General features: G+C 67.1%; 21 protein-coding genes and 1 tRNA gene. 13 read left to right on the forward strand and 9 right to left on the reverse strand.

Features of this window, described 5'->3' with window-relative positions:
• Positions 1-801: a trehalose-phosphatase gene (gene otsB, locus NUV79_RS15195; protein WP_257733935.1), complete on the reverse strand. Its 801-nt coding sequence runs from the start codon at positions 799-801 to the stop codon at positions 1-3.
• Positions 802-1,082: 281 nt separating this feature from the next.
• Here otsB and NUV79_RS15200 point away from each other — a divergent pair, with 281 nt between their 5' ends.
• The 6 genes from NUV79_RS15200 (at position 1,083) to NUV79_RS15225 (ending at position 8,843) form a co-directional block, all read left to right on the forward strand.
• A complete protein-coding gene (locus NUV79_RS15200; RefSeq protein WP_257733936.1) occupies positions 1,083-2,648 on the forward strand; it encodes an alpha,alpha-trehalose-phosphate synthase (UDP-forming) in 1,566 nt (521 codons plus the stop codon).
• 183 nt (positions 2,649-2,831) lie between these two features.
• Positions 2,832-5,099, forward strand: coding sequence for a phosphoenolpyruvate--protein phosphotransferase (gene ptsP, locus NUV79_RS15205; RefSeq protein ID WP_257733937.1), 2,268 nt, complete (start codon positions 2,832-2,834; stop codon positions 5,097-5,099).
• A gap of 56 nt (positions 5,100-5,155) precedes the next feature.
• A complete protein-coding gene (gene prfA, locus NUV79_RS15210) occupies positions 5,156-6,241 on the forward strand; it encodes a peptide chain release factor 1 (RefSeq protein WP_257733938.1) in 1,086 nt (361 codons plus the stop codon).
• A 74-nt stretch (positions 6,242-6,315) separates the two neighbouring features.
• Complete coding sequence (locus NUV79_RS15215) at positions 6,316-6,564, forward strand: hypothetical protein (protein ID WP_257733939.1); 249 nt, start codon at positions 6,316-6,318, stop codon at positions 6,562-6,564.
• Between the two features lie 35 nt (positions 6,565-6,599).
• Positions 6,600-7,439, forward strand: a complete 840-nt coding sequence (prmC, locus tag NUV79_RS15220) for a peptide chain release factor N(5)-glutamine methyltransferase (RefSeq protein WP_257733940.1) — start codon at positions 6,600-6,602, stop codon at positions 7,437-7,439.
• A gap of 405 nt (positions 7,440-7,844) precedes the next feature.
• On the forward strand, positions 7,845-8,843 hold the full coding sequence (locus tag NUV79_RS15225) for a DUF4167 domain-containing protein (RefSeq protein ID WP_257733941.1): 999 nt from the start codon (positions 7,845-7,847) through the stop codon (positions 8,841-8,843).
• 69 nt (positions 8,844-8,912) lie between these two features.
• On the opposite strand, the gene NUV79_RS15230 is transcribed toward NUV79_RS15225, so the two are convergent.
• Both NUV79_RS15230 and NUV79_RS15235 read right to left on the reverse strand, forming a co-directional pair.
• The gene (locus NUV79_RS15230; RefSeq protein WP_257733942.1) at positions 8,913-9,698 is read right to left on the reverse strand and encodes an MOSC domain-containing protein; all 786 of its coding nucleotides are present in this window, start codon (positions 9,696-9,698) and stop codon (positions 8,913-8,915) included.
• 139 nt (positions 9,699-9,837) lie between these two features.
• On the reverse strand, positions 9,838-10,146 hold the full coding sequence (locus NUV79_RS15235; protein WP_047580851.1) for a DUF2293 domain-containing protein: 309 nt from the start codon (positions 10,144-10,146) through the stop codon (positions 9,838-9,840).
• Between the two features lie 175 nt (positions 10,147-10,321).
• On the opposite strand from NUV79_RS15235, the gene clpB reads away from it, so the two are divergent.
• Positions 10,322-12,940: an ATP-dependent chaperone ClpB gene (gene clpB / locus NUV79_RS15240; protein WP_257733943.1), complete on the forward strand. Its 2,619-nt coding sequence runs from the start codon at positions 10,322-10,324 to the stop codon at positions 12,938-12,940.
• Between the two features lie 60 nt (positions 12,941-13,000).
• On the opposite strand, the gene metW is transcribed toward clpB, so the two are convergent.
• Both metW and metX read right to left on the reverse strand, forming a co-directional pair.
• The gene (metW, locus tag NUV79_RS15245) at positions 13,001-13,624 is read right to left on the reverse strand and encodes a methionine biosynthesis protein MetW (protein ID WP_257733944.1); all 624 of its coding nucleotides are present in this window, start codon (positions 13,622-13,624) and stop codon (positions 13,001-13,003) included.
• Between the two features lie 3 nt (positions 13,625-13,627).
• Entirely contained in the window at positions 13,628-14,797 is a 1,170-nt protein-coding gene (gene metX / locus NUV79_RS15250; RefSeq protein ID WP_257733945.1) for a homoserine O-acetyltransferase MetX, read from the reverse strand.
• Positions 14,798-14,966: 169 nt separating this feature from the next.
• Between metX and NUV79_RS15255 the strand changes: the two genes are divergently transcribed.
• The 4 genes from NUV79_RS15255 (at position 14,967) to NUV79_RS15270 (ending at position 18,029) form a co-directional block, all read left to right on the forward strand.
• Positions 14,967-15,800, forward strand: a complete 834-nt coding sequence (locus NUV79_RS15255; protein WP_257733946.1) for a chorismate mutase — start codon at positions 14,967-14,969, stop codon at positions 15,798-15,800.
• A 33-nt stretch (positions 15,801-15,833) separates the two neighbouring features.
• The gene (hisC, locus tag NUV79_RS15260) at positions 15,834-16,934 is read left to right on the forward strand and encodes a histidinol-phosphate transaminase (protein ID WP_257733985.1); all 1,101 of its coding nucleotides are present in this window, start codon (positions 15,834-15,836) and stop codon (positions 16,932-16,934) included.
• A 5-nt stretch (positions 16,935-16,939) separates the two neighbouring features.
• Positions 16,940-17,878, forward strand: a complete 939-nt coding sequence (locus NUV79_RS15265) for a prephenate/arogenate dehydrogenase family protein (protein WP_257733947.1) — start codon at positions 16,940-16,942, stop codon at positions 17,876-17,878.
• 75 nt (positions 17,879-17,953) lie between these two features.
• A tRNA-Thr gene (locus NUV79_RS15270) sits at positions 17,954-18,029 on the forward strand.
• 104 nt (positions 18,030-18,133) lie between these two features.
• Here the strand turns inward: NUV79_RS15270 and NUV79_RS15275 are convergent.
• Both NUV79_RS15275 and NUV79_RS15280 read right to left on the reverse strand, forming a co-directional pair.
• Positions 18,134-18,397, reverse strand: a complete 264-nt coding sequence (locus tag NUV79_RS15275; protein ID WP_257733948.1) for a DksA/TraR family C4-type zinc finger protein — start codon at positions 18,395-18,397, stop codon at positions 18,134-18,136.
• Between the two features lie 60 nt (positions 18,398-18,457).
• Positions 18,458-19,324 carry a DMT family transporter gene (locus NUV79_RS15280; RefSeq protein ID WP_257733949.1) on the reverse strand — a complete coding sequence of 289 codons (867 nt, stop codon included), beginning with the start codon at positions 19,322-19,324 and terminating at the stop codon, positions 18,458-18,460.
• 155 nt (positions 19,325-19,479) lie between these two features.
• Here NUV79_RS15280 and NUV79_RS15285 point away from each other — a divergent pair, with 155 nt between their 5' ends.
• Both NUV79_RS15285 and hemC read left to right on the forward strand, forming a co-directional pair.
• Positions 19,480-20,871, forward strand: coding sequence for an aminotransferase-like domain-containing protein (locus NUV79_RS15285; RefSeq protein WP_257733950.1), 1,392 nt, complete (start codon positions 19,480-19,482; stop codon positions 20,869-20,871).
• A gap of 106 nt (positions 20,872-20,977) precedes the next feature.
• The gene (hemC, locus tag NUV79_RS15290) at positions 20,978-21,916 is read left to right on the forward strand and encodes a hydroxymethylbilane synthase (RefSeq protein WP_257733951.1); all 939 of its coding nucleotides are present in this window, start codon (positions 20,978-20,980) and stop codon (positions 21,914-21,916) included.
• 69 nt (positions 21,917-21,985) lie between these two features.
• Here the strand turns inward: hemC and NUV79_RS15295 are convergent, their stop codons facing one another.
• Complete coding sequence (locus tag NUV79_RS15295; RefSeq protein ID WP_257733952.1) at positions 21,986-22,192, reverse strand: hypothetical protein; 207 nt, start codon at positions 22,190-22,192, stop codon at positions 21,986-21,988.
• Positions 22,193-22,274: 82 nt separating this feature from the next.
• The gene (locus tag NUV79_RS15300; protein ID WP_257733953.1) at positions 22,275-23,297 is read right to left on the reverse strand and encodes a DNA topoisomerase IB; all 1,023 of its coding nucleotides are present in this window, start codon (positions 23,295-23,297) and stop codon (positions 22,275-22,277) included.
• Positions 23,298-23,484 lie beyond the last annotated feature (187 nt).

Here is a 23,484-nt window from a genome sequence, read left to right on the forward strand (position 1 = left end):
TCAGTCCTGCTTGAAGCTGGCAGCGGAAAGATGGCCGCTTTCGGCGGCTTCGAGAAGGATGTGACGCAGCACCGTCGGCGAGGCGAGCCGGCAGGTGGCGTGGCTCTCGCGGTCCGCGCCGATGCGCACGGAGACGCCGCCCATGGCGTTGACGGCCTCGAATCCGTCCTCATCGGTGATGTCGTCGCCGATGAAGACCGGCTGGCGCCCGGCATAGGTCGGGGTCGCCATCAGCCAGGCGATGGCGCTGCCCTTGCTGGCGCCGGCCGGAACCAGCTCCGCGACGGACTTGCCTTCCTGCAGGCGCATGCCCGGCCCCATCCGCGCGGCAATGCCGCGCATCAGGGTGAGCGCCTCCTCTTCCAGCGCGGGAGCGAGGCGCCAATGCAGCGCAACGGAAATGCGCTTGTCCTCGACGATGATGCCGACATGGCTGTTGGCGAAGCGGACGAGATCGCGCAGGGTCGCGCGCATGCCCTCATGCGTATCGGCCTGCGAGCGGATTTCGTCGTCGACCCGGATCTGGGCGCCATGCAGCCCGGCGATGTCGAAGCGGTGCGGGGCCAGCACGCCGTCGAGAAAGCCGATCGGCCGGCCGGAGACGAGGGCGAGCGCGCCGCCGAGCTGGGCCCGCAGCGCTGTCAGCGCTGGAGCGACCCGCCGGTCGAGGCGGACATCGTCCGGCGAAGGCGCGATTTCCACAAGCGTTCCGTCGAAATCGAGGAATAGAGCGATTTCGCGGTCGATGGGAGCGATCTCGTGAGAGCTCGCGGCGATGTCGGGTTCGATCAAGGTGGTCATCATCTCGTATCTGGGCAGAGAAGGCGGCAGAAGCGCGGCCAAGCAGCCGGGGGCATCCTTTTCTGTCTTATCGCGCGGCGGCCGCCGCGTCGAAAATAGGGTTCGAGGGGTTGCCTCGATCTGTCGAAAGCCTACCATGGCGGTCGCGATTTCACCGCACGGCTGCCACAGCGCTGCCATGTGACCGCGTCCGCACCACGGAAACATTACGCTTTCGGAAGCGTTCTGTTCCTGCCGCCGATGGCGAAATGCGGGCGGCCCCTGCCGGAGAATGCTCGTCCATGCGTCTTGTCATCGTTTCCAACCGGGTCACGATTCCCGATCGCCATGAAAAGGTGATGGCGGGAGGGTTGGCGGTTGCCCTGCGCGAGGCGCTGGAGCAGCGCGGCGGCCTCTGGTTCGGCTGGAGTGGCGGCGTCAGCGAGAGCGCCCAGACACAGGTCCGGCAGGTCGAGCACGGCAATGTCACCTATGCCGTGACCGATCTCAGCGAGGCCGAGCGCCAGAGCTATTATCTCGGCTTCTCGAACCGGGCGCTCTGGCCGCTGATGCATTACCGGCTTGGCCTGACCGAGTTCCAGCGCAGCGACTACATGGGCTATCTCGGCGTCAATCGCCGCTTCGCCCGTGCGCTCGCCGGGCTGATCAAGCCCGACGACCTCATCTGGATTCACGACTACCACCTGATTCCGCTGGCGGCGGAACTGCGTCGGCGCGGCGTCACCAACCGGATCGGCTATTTCCACCACATCCCCTGGCCGGCGGCCGATGTCGTCGGTGCCTTGCCCTTCAGCGCGACCCTGATCCGCACCATGGCGGCCTATGATCTCGTAGGGATGCAGACCGAGGTCGATGCCCGCAACCTGATCGGCGGGCTGGTTTCACTCTGCGGTGCCCGCTCGCACGGAAAGCGCATCAGGCTGGGTACTCGCGAGACGTCCGTGCAGACCTTCCCGATCGGCATCGATGTCGAGGGCTTCCGCAAGCTCGCGGCCGCGTCCGTTCGTCAGGCGGCGACGCCCTTGCGCGCGACGCGGGAATCGCTCGGCGAACGCAAGCTCGTCATCGGCGTCGACCGGCTCGACTATTCCAAGGGCATCGTGCAGCGCCTCGAAGCCTTCGGTGAGTTTCTGCGCAACCACCCCGAGGATCGCGGCCGGGTCAGCCTGTTGCAGATCGCGCCACCCTCGCGCAGCGACGTGCCGGAATATGCCGAGCTCGACCGCCAGTCGGACGAGGTCGCCGGGCGCCTCAACGCTCAGCTCGGCGAATTCGACTGGACGCCGATCCGCGTCGTCAAGAAAGCCTATTCGCGCAAGGCGCTGGCTGGCTTCTACCGCCGCGCGCAGGTCGGGCTGGTCACGCCGATGCGCGACGGCATGAACCTCGTCGCCAAGGAATATGTCGCGGCCCAGGACCCAGCCGATCCCGGCGTGCTCGTGCTCTCGCGCTTCGCCGGCGCCGCCCAGCAGATGGGCGAGGCGCTGATCGTCAATCCCTTCGATTCGCACGAGGTGGCGGAAGCGATCCGCACCGCGCTGGCCATGCCGAAGACGGAGCGCATCCGGCGCTTCGAGCGGCTTTATTCCATCATTGCAGCCACCGACATCGACTGGTGGACGCGGCAATATCTCGCGGCATTGGCCGGAGAGGGCGCAACATCCGAAGCCATGGCCGTCGATGGCGCACGCAAGGAGCCGCGCCCCGGGGCGCGGCGAGGTGCTCGGAACGAGGCATCGGCCGCGTCATCGGGGCCTTCCGAAGCCGGTGTACGCAAGATGTCGGCAGGATCGCGCGGCAAGCGAGGCGCTGCGAGAGCCTCTCATCTCGCGCTTGTGCGCCCTTGAGACTTGGCCGTTAGGTCAGGGAAACGACCGAAATCTTGGGGTGATGCTGCGCGCCCGCTTCTCCGCCCTTGCCGAATAAGGTCTTTGGTCGCTAGAAGGCAGCAGGATCGGAGTGGGCGACTCAGGGTCCGGACAGGCATCGTATCGTCGATGGCTGAGGAGGCGGGCGGAGGGCTGAGATCGATGCGAGGCGCTCTCGGAGGACCGGGCGTTCTGTTGCGCCGTCTCCGCGAGGTCATGGCGGCATCGATCAGCCCGCAGGAGCGGCTGGATCGGCTCGTCGTGCTGATCGCCGGCAATCTCGTCGCCGAGGTCTGTTCCGTCTACGTCCTGCGCGAGGACGGCTCCCTTGAATTGTACGCCACCGAAGGCCTCAACCGCGAAGCGGTCCACCTCACGACCATGCGGGCGGGCGAGGGCCTCGTCGGCCTGATCGCGAGCGAGGCCGAGCCGTTGGCGCTCTCGGATGCGCAGGCGCATCCCTCCTTCTCCTACCGTCCGGAAACGGGCGAAGAGGTCTATCGCTCCTTCCTCGGCGTGCCGATCCTGCGTGGCGGCGCCGTGATGGGTGTGCTCGTCATTCAGAACCGCGCCTCGCGACTCTATTCCGAAGACGAGATCGAGACCCTCCAGACAACCGCCATGCTGATGGCGGAGATGATCGCGGCGGGCGGTCTCAAGTCGCTGGCGGCTCCGGGCGCCTCGATCGGCCTCGACCGTCCCATTCACGGCGTCGGCGTGGCCTTGGCGGATGGCGTCGGCCTCGGCCATGCCGTGCTGCACGAGCCGCGTGTGGCGATCACCAATCTCATCGCCGAGAATCCGGCAGCCGAGGTCGGGCGCCTCGAAGCGGCGATCGGCGAGATGCGCGCCTCAATCGACGAACTGGTCGAGCGCGGCGACGTCGCCCATACCGGCGAGCATCGCGACGTGCTCGAGACCTTCCGCATGTTCGCCCATGACCAGGGCTGGCTGCGCCGCATGCGCGAGGTCGTGATGACCGGCCTCACCGCGGAGGCGGCGGTCGAGCGCGTTCAGTCCGACACTCGCGCCAAGATGCTGCGCCAGACCGACCCCTATTTGCGTGAGCGGTTGCATGATCTGGACGATCTCGCCAACCGCCTGCTGCGCACCCTTGTCGGCAAGGCCAACGGCGTCGCCCGCGAGAACCTGCCGGAGAATGCCATTCTCGTCGCGCGTTCGATGGGGCCGGCGGCGCTGCTCGACTATGATCGCGCCCATCTGCGCGGGCTCGTGCTGGAGGAGGGCGGCCCGACCAGTCATATCGCCATCGTCGCGCGTGCGCTCGGCATTCCCGCTGTCGGCGAGGTCGTCAACGCGACGGCTTTGGTCGAAGGCGGAGACGCCATCATCGTCGACGGCCAGGCCGGCGAGGTGCAGATCCGCCCGCAGCCCGATGTCGAGAACGCCTACAAGGACAAGGCGCGTTTGCGCGCCCGCAAGCAGAAGCAGTACCAGAAACTCAAGGAACTCCCGGCGGTCACCCGGGACGGCGTCGACATCACCTTGCAGATCAATGCGGGCCTGATCGTCGACATGCCGAATATCGAGGCGACCGCCGCTTCCGGCATCGGCCTGTTCCGCACCGAACTGCAGTTCATGGTGGCGCAGCACATGCCGACCACTGGCGAGCAGCAGGCGCTCTATGCCGCTGTGCTGGAAGCGGCGGCCGAGCGGCCGGTCACCTTCCGCACCCTCGATATCGGCGGCGACAAGGTGCTGCCCTATATGGAGCGCGTCGAGGAGGAAAACCCTGCACTCGGCTGGCGCGCGATTCGCATCGGCCTCGACAAGCCGCGGCTGCTCAGGGCGCAGGTGCGCGCGATGCTGCGGGCCGGCGCCGGCCGCGACCTCAAGATCATGCTGCCGATGGTCGCGACCACCGAGGAGTTCCGCCGCGCCCGCATGATCATCCGCCGCGAGCAGGTGATGCTGGAGAAGCAGGGCGTGACTCCGCCGCGTGACCTGCGGGTCGGCGTCATGGTCGAGGTGCCCTCGCTGCTGTTCGAATTGCCGGAGATCGCGCGCGAGGCCGATTTCCTCTCGATCGGCACCAACGACCTCATGCAGTTCCTCTTCGCCGCCGATCGCGAGAACAAGCGCGTCGCCGATCGCTTCGATCCGCTCGGCGTCGGCCCGCTGCGGGCGCTCAGGCGCATTGTCGAGGCTGCCGCCGAGACCGGCTGCCCGGTCACTGTCTGCGGCGAGATGGGCGGCAAGCCGCTGGAGACCATGGCCCTGATCGGTCTCGGCTATCGCGGCTTCTCGATGTCGGCGGCCTCGATCGGGCCGGTCAAGGCGATGCTGCGCGCGCTCGACACGGCCAAGCTGCGCGAGCGCATGGACTGGATGCTGGCCTCGCCGGAGGGCGCCACCAATCTGCGTCCGCAGCTTGCGGCCTTCGCGACCGAGTTCAAGGTCCCGGTCTAGCGACGCTACCCTTTGCGTCCGCTGCCGCTTTTCCCTTTCGTTCCACGAGTTCACCGATGTCCCTCCAGCTTCCTCAGGATCGTCTCGACGTCATCGTCGCGCGCCATGCCGCAGCGACCGACGAGATCAACCATGCGACCGAGGCGGCGCGCACCGTCGAACTCGCCAAGGAACTGGCGGAACTCGATCCCGTCGTCGCGGCGATCGCCTCCTGGCGGCAGGCGCAGGTCTCGCTGGAAGAGGCCGAGGCGCTGATCGCCGATCCCGCGACCGATGCCGAATTCCGCGATCTCGCCTATGAGGAGCGCGATGCCGCCCGCGCCGAGATCGAGGCGCGTGCCCGCGAAATCCTCGTCGCCCTGCTGCCGAAGGACGCTGCCGACGAGCGCGGCGTCATTCTCGAAATCCGGGCCGGCACCGGCGGCGACGAAGCCTCGCTCTTCGCCGGCGACCTGCTGCGCATGTACCAGCGCCACGCCGCCCAGAAGGGCTGGAGCGTCGATATCCTCTCCGAGAGCGAGGGCACGGTCGGCGGCTTCAAGGAGGTCATCGCCGAGATCAACGGGCGCGGCGTCTATGCGCGGCTGAAGTTCGAGTCCGGCGTCCATCGCGTCCAGCGCGTGCCGGATACCGAGGCGAGCGGGCGCATCCACACCTCCGCCGCGACGGTGGCGACCTTGCCGCTCGCGACCGATGTCGACGTCACCCTCAACGATGCCGATATCCGCATCGACACGCTGCGCTCCGGCGGCGCCGGCGGCCAGCACGTCAACAAGACCGAATCGGCGGTGCGCCTCACCCATATCCCGACCAACACCGTCGTGCTGGTCCAGGACGAGCGTTCCCAGCACAAGAACAAGGCGCGCGCCTATGAATTGCTGCGCGCAAAACTCTTTGACATGGAGCGCCTGCGCATCGATGCCGAGCGCTCGGCGGACCGGCGCTCGCAGGTCGGCTCCGGCGATCGTTCCGAGCGCATCCGGACCTATAATTTCCCGCAGGGCCGCGTCACCGACCACCGCATCAACCTGACACTCTACAAGCTCGACGAGATGATGCAGGGTCTCGTTCTCGATGAGATCATCGACGCGTTGACCGCCGAGCATCAGGCCAAGCTGCTGGCGGCCGAGGGCATGGCGTAAGGCGGGCGCGATGAAACAAAAAGCTCCGTCCCGCGTTGATAGGACATCGACACCAGCAAAGGGGGGACCCTCTCATGATCAAGATGTTCTCGACGATAGCGGTGACCGGTCTGATGGCGCTGGCGATGAGCGGCGTCTCGCAGGCTCAGGAACGCACTTTCAAGAAGATCACCGCCGGCCAGCCGGCCGCGCTGCAGGGCTCGATGACCCAGGCGCAGGCGCGCAAGGCCTGCCGGATGGAGATGAGCGGCAGCCGCGAAAGCAAGGCCTCGCTCAACAAGAAGATGAAGACCTGCATGGATCTCAAGATGAACGGCAACTAGTCGCCGTTCCGGGAAACGCACGAGGGGAGGGCGCCGTGCCGACCGTAAGGGAGGCGCGGCGTCTTGTTGCGCAAAGCTTGATGCGCGCGGGCTCGGCCAGCCCCGGGCTCGATGCGCGTTTGCTGGTCGAAGGCAGTCTGGGCGTTGAGAGCGCCGACCCCGATCTGATTCTGACGGCACAAGCGCTTGCTCGGTTGGACGATTTCGCAGCCCGCCGTGTTGCGGGCGAGCCGGTCTGGCGCATTCTCGGCGAGCGTGAGTTCTGGGGGCTGCCCTTCCGCTTGTCGCCTGCGACGCTTGAGCCGCGCCCCGACAGCGAAACTATCGTCGAGACGGCTCTGGCCCGGCTCGCCGGGCGCCGCGAAGAGAATCTGCAACTGCTCGATCTCGGCACCGGCACGGGCTGCCTGCTGATCGCACTCCTCAGCGAGTTGCCGCAGGCGCGAGGCCTCGGCATCGACCTGTCCGAAGAGGCTTGCCGGACTGCCGCGGCGAATGCTGCTCTCAACGGCGTTGACGGGCGGGTGACTTTTCGGCAGGGCAGCTGGACCGAGGGGCTGAGCGGCCGCTTCGACCTCATCGTCTCGAATCCGCCCTATATCCCCTCGGCCGAGATCGCGACGCTCTCCGTCGAGGTGCGCGAGCACGATCCCTTGCTCGCCCTGGACGGCGGTGCCGACGGGCTCGGCCCCTATCGCCTTTTCGTGTCCGCCCTGCCGCCCCTGCTGGCGCCCGGCGGCGTCATCATTTTCGAGATCGGTGCGGGACAGGGGCCGGATGTCGTCGCCCTGATGCGGGCGGGCGGACTTGAATTCCGTGGCAGCCGCAACGATCTCGGAGGGCATGAGCGGGCGTTGATCTTCACGCTCGCTTGAGAATGCACAGGCTTTTGGTCGATTTCGCTTGGAGAAGCGGCCAAAAGCAGCTATGCAGCATCCAGCCGAAGCTGGTGGCGTCAGAGCCGGGCCTCTGGGCAGTTCCCGATCGTACAGGATTTGCTCGAGTTCGGCATCGTTTGCGGGCGTGTTCCCGAGACGGTGCAGCTGACAAGCCGGATGGAGCCCCGAAGGCGCGTGGCGCCGATCGGCTCATGGGGTTGAAACCCCCTTTTTGGAAAAGAGCGCGTGAAGACCAGGAACGGCGTATCGCCCCTTCAGGTCACCTTCGTCCGACACAGCGTCGCAACCCGCTGTGCATCGCAACGCGCATGACGGCACCACGGTTGCTTTGAACACAGAAGCGCGAGACAGACGCGAATGAGACCAGGTCAGAACCGGCGTATGCGCGGCCGCAACAATAACGGCGGCGGCAACAATAACGGCAACCGCAAATCTCCCAATCCGTTGCAGCGTAGCTACGAATCCAACGGCCCGGACGTAAAGGTTCGCGGCACGGCGCAGCATGTCGCCGAGAAGTATCTGCAGCTTGCGCGGGACGCCCAGTCTTCGGGTGATACCGTCGCTGCCGAGAGCTATTTCCAGTACGCCGAGCATTATTATCGCATCCTGCTCGCGGCGCAGGAGCAGATGGCTCAGCAGTTCGGCCATTCCTTCCCGCCGAATCGCGCCTTCGTCGAGGATGCGGACGAGGGCGAGGAAGAGGGCGACGAGGAGGGCCAGTCCTTCCAGCCCGGCACCGGCCCCCAGCCGGAGATGCGCGCCAACGGTTATGGCAACCCCAATGGCTATAACGGCCATGGCGGCGGCCAGCGCACTGAGGGCGAAGGCGGCGAGGGCCAGCAGCAGGGTGGCCAGCGCTTCGACCGCAACAACCGCCGCGAGCGTTTCAACAACGACCGCAACAACAATAACAACGAGCGCCGTTTCGATCGTCAGGATCGTGGCGAGCGTCGCTTCGACCGCAACGCCGAAGGCGGCCAGGGCGCGCCCGGCGGCTACGCTCCGCGCCCCGATGCGCCGCGTTCGGACATTCCGGTCAGCGAAGGCGGTGCCGTCGAGGCTGCTCCCGAGCAGGCTCAGGGCGAACAGCGTCGCTTCGAGCGCCCCGAGCGGGGCGAGCGTCCCCAGCGCGAGCGCCGTCCGCGTCGTGAGCGCGAGGTCGAGGCCGATGCGGGCGATGACGTCGCCGCCGCGCTGCCGTCCTTCCTGACCAACCCCGTGCGCGTCCCTGCGCCGGAGCCGGTCGAGGCTCCCGCAGCCGCGCCGGTAGCTGCGGCCGAGCCTGTGGAGGAAGCCGCTCCCAAACGCACGCGTCGTCGCCGCTCGCCCCGCGAGGTCATGGACGCGCTGGGCTCGGAGACGGATAGCTCGGCCGAGTAATCCGCCCCGGCATCAGCCACTGGATATGGAAAAGGGCCCTTTCGGGCCCTTTTTCTTTATCTGCCCGGATCAGGCGATGCCGAGTGCGGCGGGTGCATCCGCGACGGTCAGGCTGTCGCCCTCGACCAAGGTGCCGTCCGCGAGAATGCGGCAATAGATGCCGCAATCGACATGGCCGTAATTCTTCATCAGCGCCTTGGGGATCTGCATGTCGCGCGCGCCGGTCTCGGGATCGACATTGGTCGCGGCGCAGCGCTCGATCCGCTTGATCACCTGCAGGCGCAGGCCGCCGGGGCCGGTCAGTTCCCGGTCGACGAGATCGTTCTCGGCCCAGGCCGCGAGCCCGCTGACCATCAGGTTGCCGCGGAAGCGCAGCGGATCGACCGGCTGTCCAAGACGCCCTTCGAGATCGGCGACGCTGGCGAGGTTGATGATCGAGACGAAGCCCGAGCGCGAGTCGGTGAAACGATAGGTCGAGGGCGCCGTCAGCAGCTTCGGTTCGCCGCGCAATTCCCCGGGCATGAAGCCGGTGAAGAAGCGCGAGATCGCGGCATGGCCCTGGTCGCTGGTGGTCGCCGCGCGCAGCACCTCCTGCCCGCCCTCGTGGATGACGAGATCGCCGCTGGCATCGTCGTAGCGTGTCTTGAGCCGCGCCAGCGACTCGTTGCGCATCAGCATCAGGTACTTGATCTTGGGCTGGTGCACGGGCTCGGCCGGATCGAAGCCGGAGGGCCCGTTCTCGATGGCGAAGAGCCGATCACCGGGGAAGAAGCCGCCGGCCGGCAATGCCGCCCGCTTCAGCCGCTCTGGCGAGAGGCCCTTCACGGGATAGCGGTAGAGTGTCTCGATGCGCATGGGCGGGTCCGTTCAGGCAAGGTCGCGGACCATAGCCGTAGTAGGCGGTCCTGACAGATCAAATCTTGTATCCGTTTCGATCAGTCCTCGGCATCGGCCCGAAAAGTGGGAACCGGTTTTCGGGAAAGCCGATGCCGCATCATTCGTCTTCGCCGTCGCTGACGGAGCGCTGGCAGCCCCAGCCGGCCAGCACGGCATCGGTCTCGTCGGCAACGAAGAAGCGGGCGGCGTCGCGGTCGTAGCCTTCGCCCAGCAGCCGCTCGTAATCGGTATGGACGTGGCGGACATGGCTGCCGAGCGCGAGCCAGAGCGCGGTCGAGGGCGGCAGGTCCTTCATGTGGCGCCGCTCCGCCAGCGTGACCACGGCCTCGGCGTCGGAGAGCGGGATACCGGGCGCCAGCGCCCTGAGCGCTTTGCGAATCGCCTGCTGTCGCTTGGTCCCGGCCATGCCCGATCTGTGCCTGCCCTTTGCGTCAGGTCAATTCTGCGCCGGGCCTCTTCCGTTGCGTGAAAGCCACACTATCTTGGAGGGCGAGGGGCGGCCCATTGCGGCGCTCCATCCTGATGAAAGGGCAGCGGGTTCGCGTCGCTACGGGGCGTGACCTGCGGGCGGAGTGACTTGAATGAACATTGAGAAATATACTGATCGCGCGAAGGGCTTTCTCCAGGCGGCGCAGACGATCGCCTTGCGGGAGGGGAACCAGCAGTTCACCCCCGAGCATCTTCTGAAGGCCCTGCTCGATGACAATGAAGGCATGGCGGCCGGTCTGATCGACCGAGCCGGCGGCCAGTCGCGCGTCGCGCTGCAGCTCGTCGACCAGGCCCTGGCCAAGCTCCCGAAGGTCTCGGGCGGCTCGGGCGGGCTCAACCTGACGCCGGGCCTCGCCCGCGTCTTCGACACCGCCGAGAAGGCGGCCGAGAAGGCCGGCGATAGCTTCGTCACGGTCGAGCGGCTGCTGCTCGCGCTCGCGATCGAGAAGGACAGCGAAGCCGGCAAGGCGCTCTCCAAGGCCGGTGTCACCCCGCAGGCGCTGAATGCTGCGATCGAGGCGATCCGCAAGGGCCGCACCGCCGATTCGGCATCGGCCGAGCAGGCCTATGACGCGCTGAAGAAATACGCCCGCGACCTCACCGCCGCGGCGCGCGAGGGCAAGCTCGACCCGGTGATCGGCCGTGACGAGGAGATTCGCCGCACCATCCAGGTGCTGTCGCGCCGCACCAAGAACAACCCCGTCCTGATCGGTGAGCCCGGCGTCGGCAAGACCGCAATCGCCGAGGGCCTCGCGCTACGCATCGTCAATGGCGACGTGCCCGAGAGCCTCAAGGACAAGGAATTGCTCGCGCTCGACATGGGCTCGCTGATCGCCGGCGCGAAATATCGCGGTGAGTTCGAGGAGCGGCTGAAGGCCGTGCTGACCGAGGTCTCGTCCTCGGATGGCGGCGTCATCCTGTTCATCGACGAGGTGCACACCCTCGTCGGCGCCGGCAAGACCGATGGCGCGATGGATGCGTCCAACCTGCTGAAGCCCGCTCTGGCGCGCGGCGAACTGCACTGCGTCGGCGCGACCACGCTCGACGAGTACCGCAAATATGTCGAGAAGGACGCGGCTCTGGCGCGGCGCTTCCAGCCGGTCTTCGTCGAGGAGCCGACGGTCGAGGACACCATCTCGATCCTGCGCGGCCTGAAGGAGAAATACGAGCAGCACCACCGCGTCCGCATCACGGATTCGGCGCTGGTCTCGGCCGCGACCCTGTCGAACCGCTACATCACCGACCGCTTCCTGCCGGACAAGGCGATCGACCTCGTCGACGAGGCCGGGGCACGCCTGCGCATGCAGGTCGATTCCAAGCCCGAGGAACTGGATTCGATCGATCGCGAGATCGTCCGTCTCAAGATCGAGCAGGAGGCGCTCAAGAAGGAGAGCGATGCCGGCTCGAAGGAGCGGCTGAAGCGGCTCGAATCCGAACTGGCCGATCTGGAGACGCGCTCCGACACCATCACGACCAAGTGGAAGGCTGAGAAGGACAAGCTCGGCCACGCCGCGGAGATCAAGACCAAGCTCGATAATGCCCGCAACGAATTGGCTCAGGCGCAGCGCAAGGGCGAGTACCAGCGCGCGGGCGAGCTCGCCTATGGCGAGATCCCGCAGCTTGAGAAGAAGCTGGCCGAGATCGAGGAGAAGGGCGAGAGCGCCGGCATGGTCGAGGAGGCGGTGACGCCCGATCACGTCGCCGCCGTCGTCTCGCGCTGGACCGGCGTGCCGGTCGACCGGATGCTCGAAGGCGAGAAGGAGAAGCTGCTCCGCATGGAGGAGGTTCTCGGCTCCCGCGTCGTCGGGCAGAAGGAGGCGGTGGAGGCGGTCTCGACCGCGGTCCGCAGGGCGCGCGCCGGGTTGCAGGACCCGAACCGTCCGATCGGCTCCTTCATGTTCCTCGGGCCCACCGGCGTCGGCAAGACCGAGCTGACCAAGGCTTTGGCCTCGTTCCTGTTCGACGACGACACGGCGCTCGTGCGCATCGACATGTCCGAGTACATGGAGAAGCACTCGGTCGCCCGGCTGATCGGCGCGCCTCCCGGCTATGTCGGCTATGAGGAGGGTGGGGCGCTGACGGAGGCCGTGCGGCGCCGGCCCTATCAGGTCGTGCTCTTCGACGAGGTCGAGAAGGCGCATCCGGACGTGTTCAACGTCCTGCTGCAAGTGCTCGACGACGGCCGCCTGACCGATGGCCAGGGCCGCACGGTCGATTTCCGCAACGTGCTGATCATCATGACCTCGAATCTTGGTTCGGAGTTCCTGGTAAACCAGCCCGAGGGGCAGGACAGCGATGCGGTTCGCGACGAGGTCATGGGCGTGGTTCGCCACGCCTTCCGGCCCGAGTTCCTGAACCGGATCGACGACATCATCCTGTTCCATCGCCTGCGGCGGAAGGACATGGACGCGATCGTCGATATCCAGATGGCCCGGCTCCAGAAGCTGCTGACCGATCGCAAGATCACGCTCGAGCTCTCGAAGGAGGCGCGCGAGTGGCTGGCGGACAAGGGCTACGACCCGGCCTATGGCGCGCGCCCGCTGAAGCGCGTGATCCAGAAGTCGGTGCAGGACCCGCTGGCGGAAGCAATCCTCGCGGGCGACATCGTCGATGGCGAGGACGTGCCGATCACCGTTGGCCCGGGCTCGCTGATGCTCGGGGCCGTTCCCGGCGTGAAGGAGAAGCGGCCGGCTGGCGTGGCGTTGAACTGACGCCCGCCGAACCGATAGATGAGGAAAGGGCCGCGTGAGCGGCCCTTTTTCTTTGGTGTCTTATCCCCGCTTCAGCAGAAATACCGCCTGTGCGCCGAACAGGTTCCAGAACCACCAAGGCGCATTGACGCCGACGCGGCCACCGGCCGCGTCGAGCGCGACCGCACGCTCCTTGCGGGCGCCGATCTGGTCGCACAGTGTGACGAAATCCCGGATCGTGCAGAAATGGATGTTGGGCGTGTCCCACCAGGCATAGGGCAGGGAATCCGTCACCGGCATCCGCCCCTGGAAGAAGACCTGCGAGCGCATCCGCCAGTGCCCGAAATTCGGGAAGGAGACGATGGCGTGCCGGCCGATGCGCAGCATCTGCTCCAGCACAAGGCGCGGATTGCGCGTCGCCTGGATCGTCTGGGAGAGGATGACGTAGTCGAACGAGTCGTCCGGGTAGTCGGCGAGATCGGTATCGGCGTCGCCCTGGATCACCGAGAGCCCGCGCGCCACGCAATCGGCCACGCCTTCGCGCGACAATTCGATGCCGCGCGCATCGACCTGGCGGGTCTCGGCCAGCAGCGCGAGCAGGGCGCCGTCGCCACAGCCGACATCGAGCACGCGCGTGCCGGGCTGCACCATCTCTGCGACGAGCCGGAGGTCGATGCGGTTGGTCTGGTTGTCGCTGAAGGCCATGGTCTAAAGTCCGCGTGCCCGGGCCGCCGCGCCGATGAAGCCGCGCGTCGTGGCGAAGAGGTTGGGCTCTTCCAGCAGGAAGGCGTCGTGGCCCTTGTCGCTCTCCAGCTCGACGAAGGAGACCGAGGCGCCGGCCGCGTTGAGCGCATGCACGATCGCGCGCGAATCCGCCGTCGGGAACAGCCAGTCCGAGGTGAAGGAGGCCACGCAGAAGCGCGTCTTCGTACCCGCGAAGGCGCGCGCCAGCACACCGTCATGGTCGGCGGCGAGGTCGAAATAATCCATCGCGCGCGTCACGTAGAGATAGGAATTGGCGTCGAAGCGCTCGACGAAGCTCAGCCCTTGATGGCGGAGGTAGCTCTCCACCTGAAAGTCCGCGTCGAAGGAGAAGGTCGGAGCCGCCCGGTCTTGGAGCTTGCGGCCGAACTTGCGGTGCAGCGCCTGCTCCGACAGATAGGTGATATGCGCACCCATCCGCGCGACCGACAGCCCCTTGGCCGGGCGCGTGCCCTCTTCGAGATAGCGCCCGCGTCGCCATTCGGGATCGGCCATCACGGCCTGCCGACCGACCTCATGGAAGGCGATGTTCTGGGCCGAATGCTTGGCGCCGGTCGCCAGCGGCAGCGCCGAGAACACGCGGTTCGGATAGCTCGCCGCCCATTGCAGCACCTGCATGCCGCCCATCGAGCCGCCAGCGACACAGAACAGCGTCTCGATGCCGAGTGAGTCGATAAGGGCGGCCTGCGCCCGCACCATGTCCCGTATGGTGACGACCGGGAAGGACAGGCCCCAGGGCTTGCCCGTCTCCGGATTGGTCGAGGCCGGCCCGGTGGTGCCGGTGCAGCCGCCGATGACATTGGCGCAGATCACGAAGAAGCGGTCGGTATCGATCGGCTTGCCCGGCCCGATCATCGCCGTCCACCAGCCGCCCTTGCCGGTGATCGGGTTGCGGCTCGCGACATACTGGTCGCCGGTCAGGGCGTGGCAGACCAGCACCGCGTTCGATTTTGCGGCGTTCAATGTGCCGTAGGTCTGGTAGGCGATCTGCCAGTGGTCCAGCACCACGCCGCAATCCATCAAGAGCGGCGTATCGGGCCCGAAGCGCGCGACCGGGCTCGAAGGCTCGTTCGCCTCCTTCTGCGGATCGGCCAGGCTGGGGGAGAGATCGCTCATGTCGTCCGCTTCGGCAGTAGGATTTGTCTTGCCGGTCCAGGCGTTCGGAAAATCGAACTCTAGCGATGCCGCGCCGCAGCGCTTCTGTCAACGCAGGACTGCGCAGCCGGCTTTGCCAAGGCGTTGCGGGAGCGCTAAGGAGCGTGGCCTTGCCGGAAAGTGCGTTGCCATGACCGAAGCCGCCCCGACCTCCCTTGCCGATCTGCGCGGTGAAATCGACCGCATCGACAGCGCGATGCACGCGCTGCTGATGGAGCGTTCGCAGGTTATCGAGACGCTGATCTCGATCAAGAAGACGCAGGCCTCGGGCTCCGCCTTCCGCCCCGGCCGCGAGGCCGACATCATGAAGCGGCTCGCGCTCAGCCATAAGGGCCTGCTGCCGCTCGACACCGTCGAGAGCGTCTGGCGCATTATTATCGCCACTTTCACCTATGTGCAGGCGAACTATTCGGTCCATGCCGACACCTCCGGCGGCGACCCGGCAATGCGCGATTCCGCCCGCTTCCATTTCGGCTTCACGGTGCCCTACATCCCGCATGAGGATGCCCGCTCCGTCATTCGCGCGGTGGCGGAATCGGCCGGCGATCTCGGCATCTTCCGCATGGACCAGGGCGCCAGCGCCGGCATCTGGTGGCGCGACCTGATCGGGGCCGATGCTCCGAAGATCATCGCGCGGCTGCCCTTCATCGAGCGTCCGAACCACCCGGCGGGAACTCCGGTCTATTGCATCGCCAAGCCGCTGGCGGACGCCGCCGTGCGCGAGATCGTGCTCTATGCCGCCCGCGTCGAGCGCTGGTCTGAAAGCTTGCGCCATGGCCTCGCCGAGCACCTGGCCGAGGTCTCGGCCTCGGCCGCCGATGGCTCGCATCTGTCGCTGCTCGTCGCGGCTTCCGGCGAGGTCGACCAGGCCGCGATCCGCCAGGCGCTCGTGCCGGCGGGCCTCAGCGACTTCGCTGAGATCGGCAGTCACGCCGCCCGCTTCTCCGTCAAATCCGCCCGCTGAACCGGGCTCGCTCCGTTTCCTGCTGCAAGGTCAATCGTCATGGCGACCCGTCCCACCCCGCGTCCCGGCGTCCTCGATATCGAGGCTTACGTTCCCGGCAAATCCGCCGCGCCCGCTGGCGTGAAGTTGCACAAGCTCTCCTCCAACGAGACGCCGCTCGGCCCGAGCCCGAAGGCGATCGCCGCCTTCGAAGGACTCGCCGCCAAGCTGGAGCTTTATCCCGACGGCACCTCGACCAAGCTCAAGCAGGCGATCGCCGGCCGTTACGGTCTCGATCCCGCGCGGATCATCTGCGGCAACGGCTCGGATGAACTGCTGGAACTCGTCACCAAGGCTTATCTCGGCGCGGGCGATGAGGGCATCTTCAGCCAGTACGGCTTCCTGGTTTATCGCATTGCGATCCTCGCTATGGGCGGCAAGCCGGTCGTCGTGCCCGAGAAGAACTACACGGCCGATGTCGACGGCATCCTGGCGGCGGTGACGCCGAAGACGAAGATCGTCTTCCTCGCCAATCCCAACAATCCGACCGGCACCTATCTGCCCTTCGACGAGGTCAAGCGCCTGCAGGCCGGCCTGCCGCCGCATGTCCTGCTCGTGCTCGATGCGGCCTATGCCGAGTACGTCCGCCGCAACGACTACGCCTCCGGCATCGAGCTCGTCGCCGAGAGCGAGAATGTCGTGATGACCCGCACCTTCTCGAAGATCTACGGCCTCGCCAATCTGCGGATCGGCTGGATGTATGCCCCGGCCCATATCATCGACGCGCTCGAACGCATCCGTGGCCCCTTCAACGTCAACGGCGCAGCCATCGAAGCGGGAGCTGCCGCTGTCGCCGACGAGGCCCATGTCGCCGCAGCCCTTGAGCACAACGAGAAGTGGCTCGCCTGGACCACGGCGGAGCTGGAGAAGCTCGGTCTCACGGTCACGCCCTCGGTCGGCAATTTCGTGCTGATCCACTTCACCAAGACGCCTGGCAAGACCGCCAAGGAGGCCGATGCCTTCCTGACCCAGCGCGGCCTCATCCTGCGCGCCGTCGGCGGCTATGGCCTGCCGGATGCGCTGCGCATGACCATCGGCTCCGAGGAGGCGAACCGCCTCGTCGTCGCCGCGCTCGCCGATTTCCTCAAGGCGTGACCGAGATGGCGGAAAGCTTCGCGCCGCGCCGCTCCGAGCCGGTCTTCGCCCGCCTCGCCATCATCGGCATCGGGCTGATCGGCTCCTCGATCGCGCGTGCGGCCAAGGAGCTGAACCTCGCCGGCACGATCGTACTGGCCGACCGCGACGAGGCCGTGCGTAAGCGGGCGCGCGAGCTGGGTCTTGGCGACACGGTTGCCGAGACGGCGGCGGAAGCAGCCCGCGATGCCGATCACATCATCTTCTGTGTGCCGGTCGGCGCCTGCGGGCCGGTCGCAGCCGAGATCGCGTCTTCGCTGAAGCCCGGCGCGATCGTCTCCGATGTCGGCTCGGTCAAGGGCTCGGTCGTCGATGCCGTCCTGCCGCATCTGCCTGAGGGCGTCGCCTTCGTGCCGGCCCATCCGGTCGCGGGCACGGAGAATTCCGGCCCCGATGCCGGCTTCCCCAGCCTTTTCCTCAACCGCTGGTGCATCCTGACACCGCCCGAGGGTACGGACCCGGCGGCCATCGCGAAAACCCGCCAGTTCTGGGAGGGGATGGGCGCGCTGGTCGAGGTGATGAGCGCGCAGCATCATGACCTCGTGCTCGCCGTCACCAGCCACCTGCCGCATCTGATCGCCTACAACATCGTCGGCACGGCCGAGGATCTGGAGGCGGTGACGCAGTCGGAGGTGATCAAGTTCTCGGCCGGCGGCTTCCGTGATTTCACCCGCATCGCGGCCTCCGATCCGACCATGTGGCGCGACGTCTTCCTCCACAACAAGGAAGCGGTGTTGGAGATGCTCGGCCGCTTCAACGAGGACCTCGCCCTGCTCACCCGCGCCATCCGCTATGGCGACGGCGAGACCTTGCACAAGCACTTCACCCGCACCCGCGCCATCCGCCGCGGCATCGTCGCGCTCGGCCAGGAGAAGCCGGAGACGGAGAAGCTGCGCAAGGATTGAAACCGGCGAACCCTGTGAAACCAGCGCGGTTGCGGCTTGCCAAGCCCGGCGCCTGCTGGTACAGCGCCACCCGTTGCCGCAATAGCTCAGCTGGTAGAGCACCTCATTCGTAATGAGGGGGTCGGGGGTTCGAATCCCTCTTGCGGCACCACGATCCTTCCCCGACATCGCTGCGCTTCGTGACCACCGCTTTCGATGGCCGTCGATTGTCGAATTCCGTCAGCACAGTGCGACCGCGTTTCCGCGCGTAAAGGCTCACTTCAACTGGCTGTCCTTGCTGCCGCGCCGGTTGTAGCTGGAGTGCGCCGCCGAGCGGTCATGGCCGGACTGGCAGGCGACGCAGAGCCGGGCGCCGGGCATGGCGAGCCGCCGCGCTTCGGGAATCTCCTCACCGCATTCCTGGCAATGGATCTCGCCCGGCCCGCTTGGCAATCGCGAGCGCGCCAACCGGACTGCGTCCGAGATCGAGCCGTCGATCTGGTCCTGAACCGCGCCGTCCGGAGCCCATCCGCTTGCCATCACGCAACCTCCATCGCCCATAAGATGGCCTTGGGTCGCACGAAATCCAAGAGCTCCTGATCAGGCGAAGCGTTTCGCCCCGGCGACGCAGAGCACGACCACGGCGGTCGCGGCGATCATCGTCCAGGCGATCGGCTCGCCGAGCAGCCAGCCTGCCAGCATCAGGCCGAAGAAGGGTTGCAGCAGCTGAAGCTGGCCGACCGTCGCCGTGCCGCCGATCGCCAGCCCCCGGTACCAGAACACGAAGCCGACGAGCATGCTGAAGACCGAGACGTAAGCAAGCCCGATCCAGGCCGGCGTGCCGATGCCCTGCCAGGTCGTGGGCCAGAACAGCAGCGCGACCACCGCCATCGCCGGCAATGACAGCAGCAGCGCCCAGGAGATCACCTGCCAGCCACCGAGCCGGCGCGACAGGCTCGCCCCCTCGGCATAGCCGAGCCCGCAGAGCAGCACCGCCGCGACCATCAACAGGTCGCCCGTCAGCGAACCGCTGTCGCTATTGGCCAGCGCGAAGCCGACGACGGTGGCGCTGCCGAGACCCGAGAACAGCCAGAACACGGGCTTCGGTCGCTCTCCGCCGCGCAGCACGCCGAACAGCGCGGTCGCGAGCGGCAACAGGCCGATGAAGACGATCGAGCGCGCCGAGGGAATATGCTGGAGGGCGAGCGCGGTCAGCAGCGGAAAGCCCAGCACGACACCGAGCGCGACGATCGCGAGCGGGCGGATATCCGCCTTCTGCGGCCATTGCTGGCGCAGCAGCATCAGGCAGGCGGCGCCGAGCAGGGCTGCGATGGCGGCGCGGGCGCCGGTCAGGAACAGCGGCGAGAAACCGGCCACCGCGACGCGCGTCGCCGGCAGCGAACCGCTGAAGATCAGCACGCCGATCAGCCCGCTACCCCAGCCTTTGCCACCCCAGTTGTTCGACATCCGATCCGTCCTGCTGCTTCGCCGGAAGCCGTGCTCTAGGCGCAGCTGTCCAACTAAGCCAGCGACAGACCGATACATTCATGGCAAACTGTATGGCTATGGATATCCATACACTCGACGGAGGCGAGCCTGCCGCGACGCGGACGGAGACCGTGATGGCGTCGATCCGTGGCCGTCTCGCGGCACGGACGCTGGCGCCGGGGGATCGCCTGCCCTCGATCCGTGGCTTCGCCGCGACGATGAAGGTTTCGCCCTCCACCGTCGTCGAGGCCTATGACCGCCTCGCGGCTGAAGGCCTGATCCGCGCCCGGCAAGGCTCCGGCTTCTATGTGACGGGCGGCGGCCTGCCACCTTTGGCGCTGACACAAGCCGCCTCGCCGCAGGAGCTGGTCGTCGACCCCTTCTGGGTCTCGCGCCAGTCGCTCGATGCCGAGCCCGGCGCGCTGAAGCCGGGTTGCGGCTGGCTCCCGGCCGACTGGATGCCGGACGAGGCCTTGCGCCGCGGCTTCCGGGGGCTGGCGCGGGCCGATGGTGCAATCCTCACCGATTACGGCGGCACGCGCGGTGCTTCCGTGCTTCGCCGTCTGCTGCTCGGGCGCTTCGCCGAGGCCGGGCTTGCCGTGACGCCCGAACAACTCATGCTGACCGGCTCGGGCACGCAGGCGCTGGATCTGATCTGCCGCTTCCTGCTCCGGCCGGGCGATGCCGTGCTTGTCGACGACCCCTGCTATTTCAACTTCCAGGCCTTGCTGCGGGCGCATCAGGTGCGTGTGCTGAGCACACCCTATACGCCGACAGGTCCGGATATCGCGGCCTTCGAGTCAGTGGTCGCGGCCGAGCGCCCGCGCCTCTACCTGACCAATTCCGGCTTGCACAATCCGACCGGCGCCGGCCTGTCGCCGCAGGCCGCCTATCGCGTGCTGAGCGCTGCCGCAGCCAACGATATGGTCATCGTCGAAGACGACATCTTTGCCGACTTCGAGCCCGAGCCATCGGCGCGACTGGCGGCGCTCGACGGGCTGGAGCGCGTCATCCGGATCGGCAGCTTCTCCAAGACGCTCTCGGCTGCGGTTCGCTGCGGTTATATCGCGGCGCGGGCCGATTGGATCGAAGGCCTGGTCGACCTGCAGGTCGCGACCAATTTCGGCGGCCCCAGTCCGGTCTCGACGGAGCTGCTGGCGGGCGTCCTCGCCGGCGGCAGCTACCGCAAGCATATGGAGGAATTGCACCGTCGTCTGGCGCAGGCGCGGCGGGAGGTCGCGGCGCGGCTGGAGACCTTGGGGATCCGCCCGTGGCTGATGCCGCGCGGCGGCTTCTATCTCTGGTGTCGCCTGCCGGAGGACATCGATTCCGCCGAGCTGGCTCGCTTGGCGGTGATGCAGGGCGTGGTGCTGGCGCCGGGCAACGTCTTCAGCGTCGCACAGGCGGCTGGCCATTTCATGCGCTTCAATGTCGCCCAGTCGCGCGACCCGCGCGTGTTCGAGGTGCTCGGGCAGGCGATGGCGGTCATGCGGCAGCGGGGCGGGGCGGCAGCCGCGCGCGATTGATCCAGCGCAGTCTCGGCTCGCGTTGCACTCGTCAGCCCGGCGGCCCCCTGTTATAGACCGCGGCAATAACCGGCCCGGCCGGACAGGACCCGAAAGTTTCGAGATCATGCATCTGAGGATCGGCACGCGCCGCAGCCCGCTGGCGATGGCCCAGACCAACCACGTCATGGGCCTGATCCGGGAGAAGTTCCCGCAGGCGGAGTTCACCCTCTGCCAGATCGCCACCATCGCCGATCGCGACCGCGTCTCCGAGTTCCACCAGTTCGGCATGGTCGGCGTCTTCGCCGTTGAGCACGAGCAGCAACTGGTCAAGCGCGAGGTCGATTTTGTCGTCCATTCGCTGAAGGACCTGCCGACGACCTTGCATGAAGGGCTCGTCCTCGCCTCGGTGCCGCCGCGCGAGGATCCGCGCGATGCGCTCTGCGGCTCGACCATGGCCTCGCTACGCCAGGGCGCGCGTGTCGGCACGGGCTCGCTGCGCCGTCGTGCCCAGATCCTGAACCTGCGTCCGGACGTCACCGTCGTCCCGATCCGCGGCAATGTCGGCCCGCGCCTCGCCAAGATCGGCGGCGAGGATGCGCTCGACGCCGTCATCCTCGCCCATGCCGGCCTGCGCCGCCTCGGTCTGGACGACGCCTCTTCGGAAGTGCTTGCGCCGAGCCTGTTCCCCTATGCCGTCGGGCAGGGCGCGTTAGGACTCGAGGCTCGCGCCGAGGATACCGCCGTGATCGAGGTGCTCCAGGCGATCGAATGCTCGAAGGCTCGCGCCGAGGCCGAGGCCGAGCGCGAGATGATGCATGCACTCGGGGCCGGCTGCAGCCTGCCCGTCGGCGCCTGCGCGACATGGCGGGACGGCCAATTGACGCTGCACGCGCAGGTAACCTCGATCGAGGGTACGGAACGCGTCGTCGCCGACCAGAGCGCGGCGCCGGAACACGCCCGCGAGCTCGGCCTCTCGGTCGCGCAGATTCTGAAGGAGAAGGGCGGCGTCGCGATCCTGGAAAAGAGCTATCGCGGCCATTATCCGAGCTTCAAATCGATCTAGCCGTCCTGCCCCCGATACGTCCGGCCTGCTCGGTGAGTGCAGGGCTTTCGGTGCCTGGTCGGGCGACGTTCAGAGCCTGACGGCGACCTCGCGGTGGCGCGAGGCGAACAGCGCAGCCTCCCGGCGGAACAGCATCCAGGCGGGCTGGGGCGTCTCATGGCCCGGCTCACGCATCGACATCGTATAGGGACCGGCATTTCCGGCCGGCTTGTCGGGGTCGAGCCGCGCCGCCCGGCACATCGCCCGTGCGATCCGGGTGATCCGTTCCTCGTCCATCTGCACCTCCGCCGCGACGATCCAGCGGCGACGGAACGTCGAATCGGTCTTTCCGGTTCCGCCAGCAGCCCCCTCTTTTTCGTCAGGCTGCCAGCAGCCCCAGCGCCCGCTCGATGCGCGAGCAGCCGGGCTTGGCGCGGGCCTTCGCATAGCTCTTCTGCAAGCGGCCGCTGGCATAGGCGTCGATGACGATGGCATGGACATAGCTTTTGCGGACGACCGCCGGCGTATTGACCAGCTTCTCCGAGATCGAGCGCATGATGTCGGCGAGCTGGCGCTTACGCCCCGCCTCGCTCGCCACCGCCTCGCCGGCGAGCAGAAGCTCGGCGGCAGCCGCGTTGGCGGCCAGCATGCGCAGGTCCTTGCTGCTGATGGGCAAGCCGCAGGCACGCTTGAGATAGGCGTTGATCTCGGCTGCGTGGATCGGCGAGACCACGCCGTCTTCGTTCCGGTATTGCAGCAGACGCCGGCCGGGCAGGGTGACGATCCGCGCGATCGCGCGGGCGAGTGGCGCATCGTCGATGGCGCAGGAAATGTCCTTGCCGCTCTTGCCGCGGAAATGTAGCGCGATCCGCGTTCCCGTCAGCGTGACGTGGCGCTTGAGCAGCGTCGAGGTGCCGTGGCTGCCGTTTGCTTTGGCATAGGTCTCGTTGCCGACGCGCAGATGGCCGCGGTCGATGATGGTCGCGGCGCAGGCCAAGGCCTTGTCGCGGGAAAGCGTCCGCGCCTTGGCGTCCGCCGCGATGCGAGCACGCAGTTCCGGCAGGGCCTCGATCAGGCGTGCCAGCCGCTTGAGCTTGCGTCGCTCGCGCACCTTCTCCCAATCCGGATGGTAGCGATGCTGGATACGGCCGGCCTCGTCGCGGCCCACGGCCTGGAGATGCGCGCGCGGATCGGCGGCGATGCGGACATCCTGATAGGCGGGCGGGATGGCCAGCGAGCGGATGCGATCGAGCGTCTCCGCCTGCGTGATCTTGCCACCGGCCGCGTCGCGATAGCCGAAGGAGCGGCCATGGCGGACGCGGCGGATCGTGAGTTCGTCGGACGAAACGCGCCGCAGTCGCGTCGCGGCGGACGGGCGTTTAGCGTGTCGGGAAACCGGCATGACGCGGGCTCGCAGCAATTTGCTGCGAAGAATGCGCGGTCCATGGAATTGGTTCCGCGCAGTCGAGCATATTCACCACGCTACGACAAGCGCGTAGGTTTCTGGGGATGCATGCACGAAAATCAGTGGCCAGAACGCAGGTGTCCCGCCAAAACTGTCAAAAAAATTGAACGATATGTTTGGGGAG

It is taken from the genome of Allobosea sp. 47.2.35, assembly GCF_024655635.1.
GTDB lineage: Bacteria > Pseudomonadota > Alphaproteobacteria > Rhizobiales > Beijerinckiaceae > Allobosea.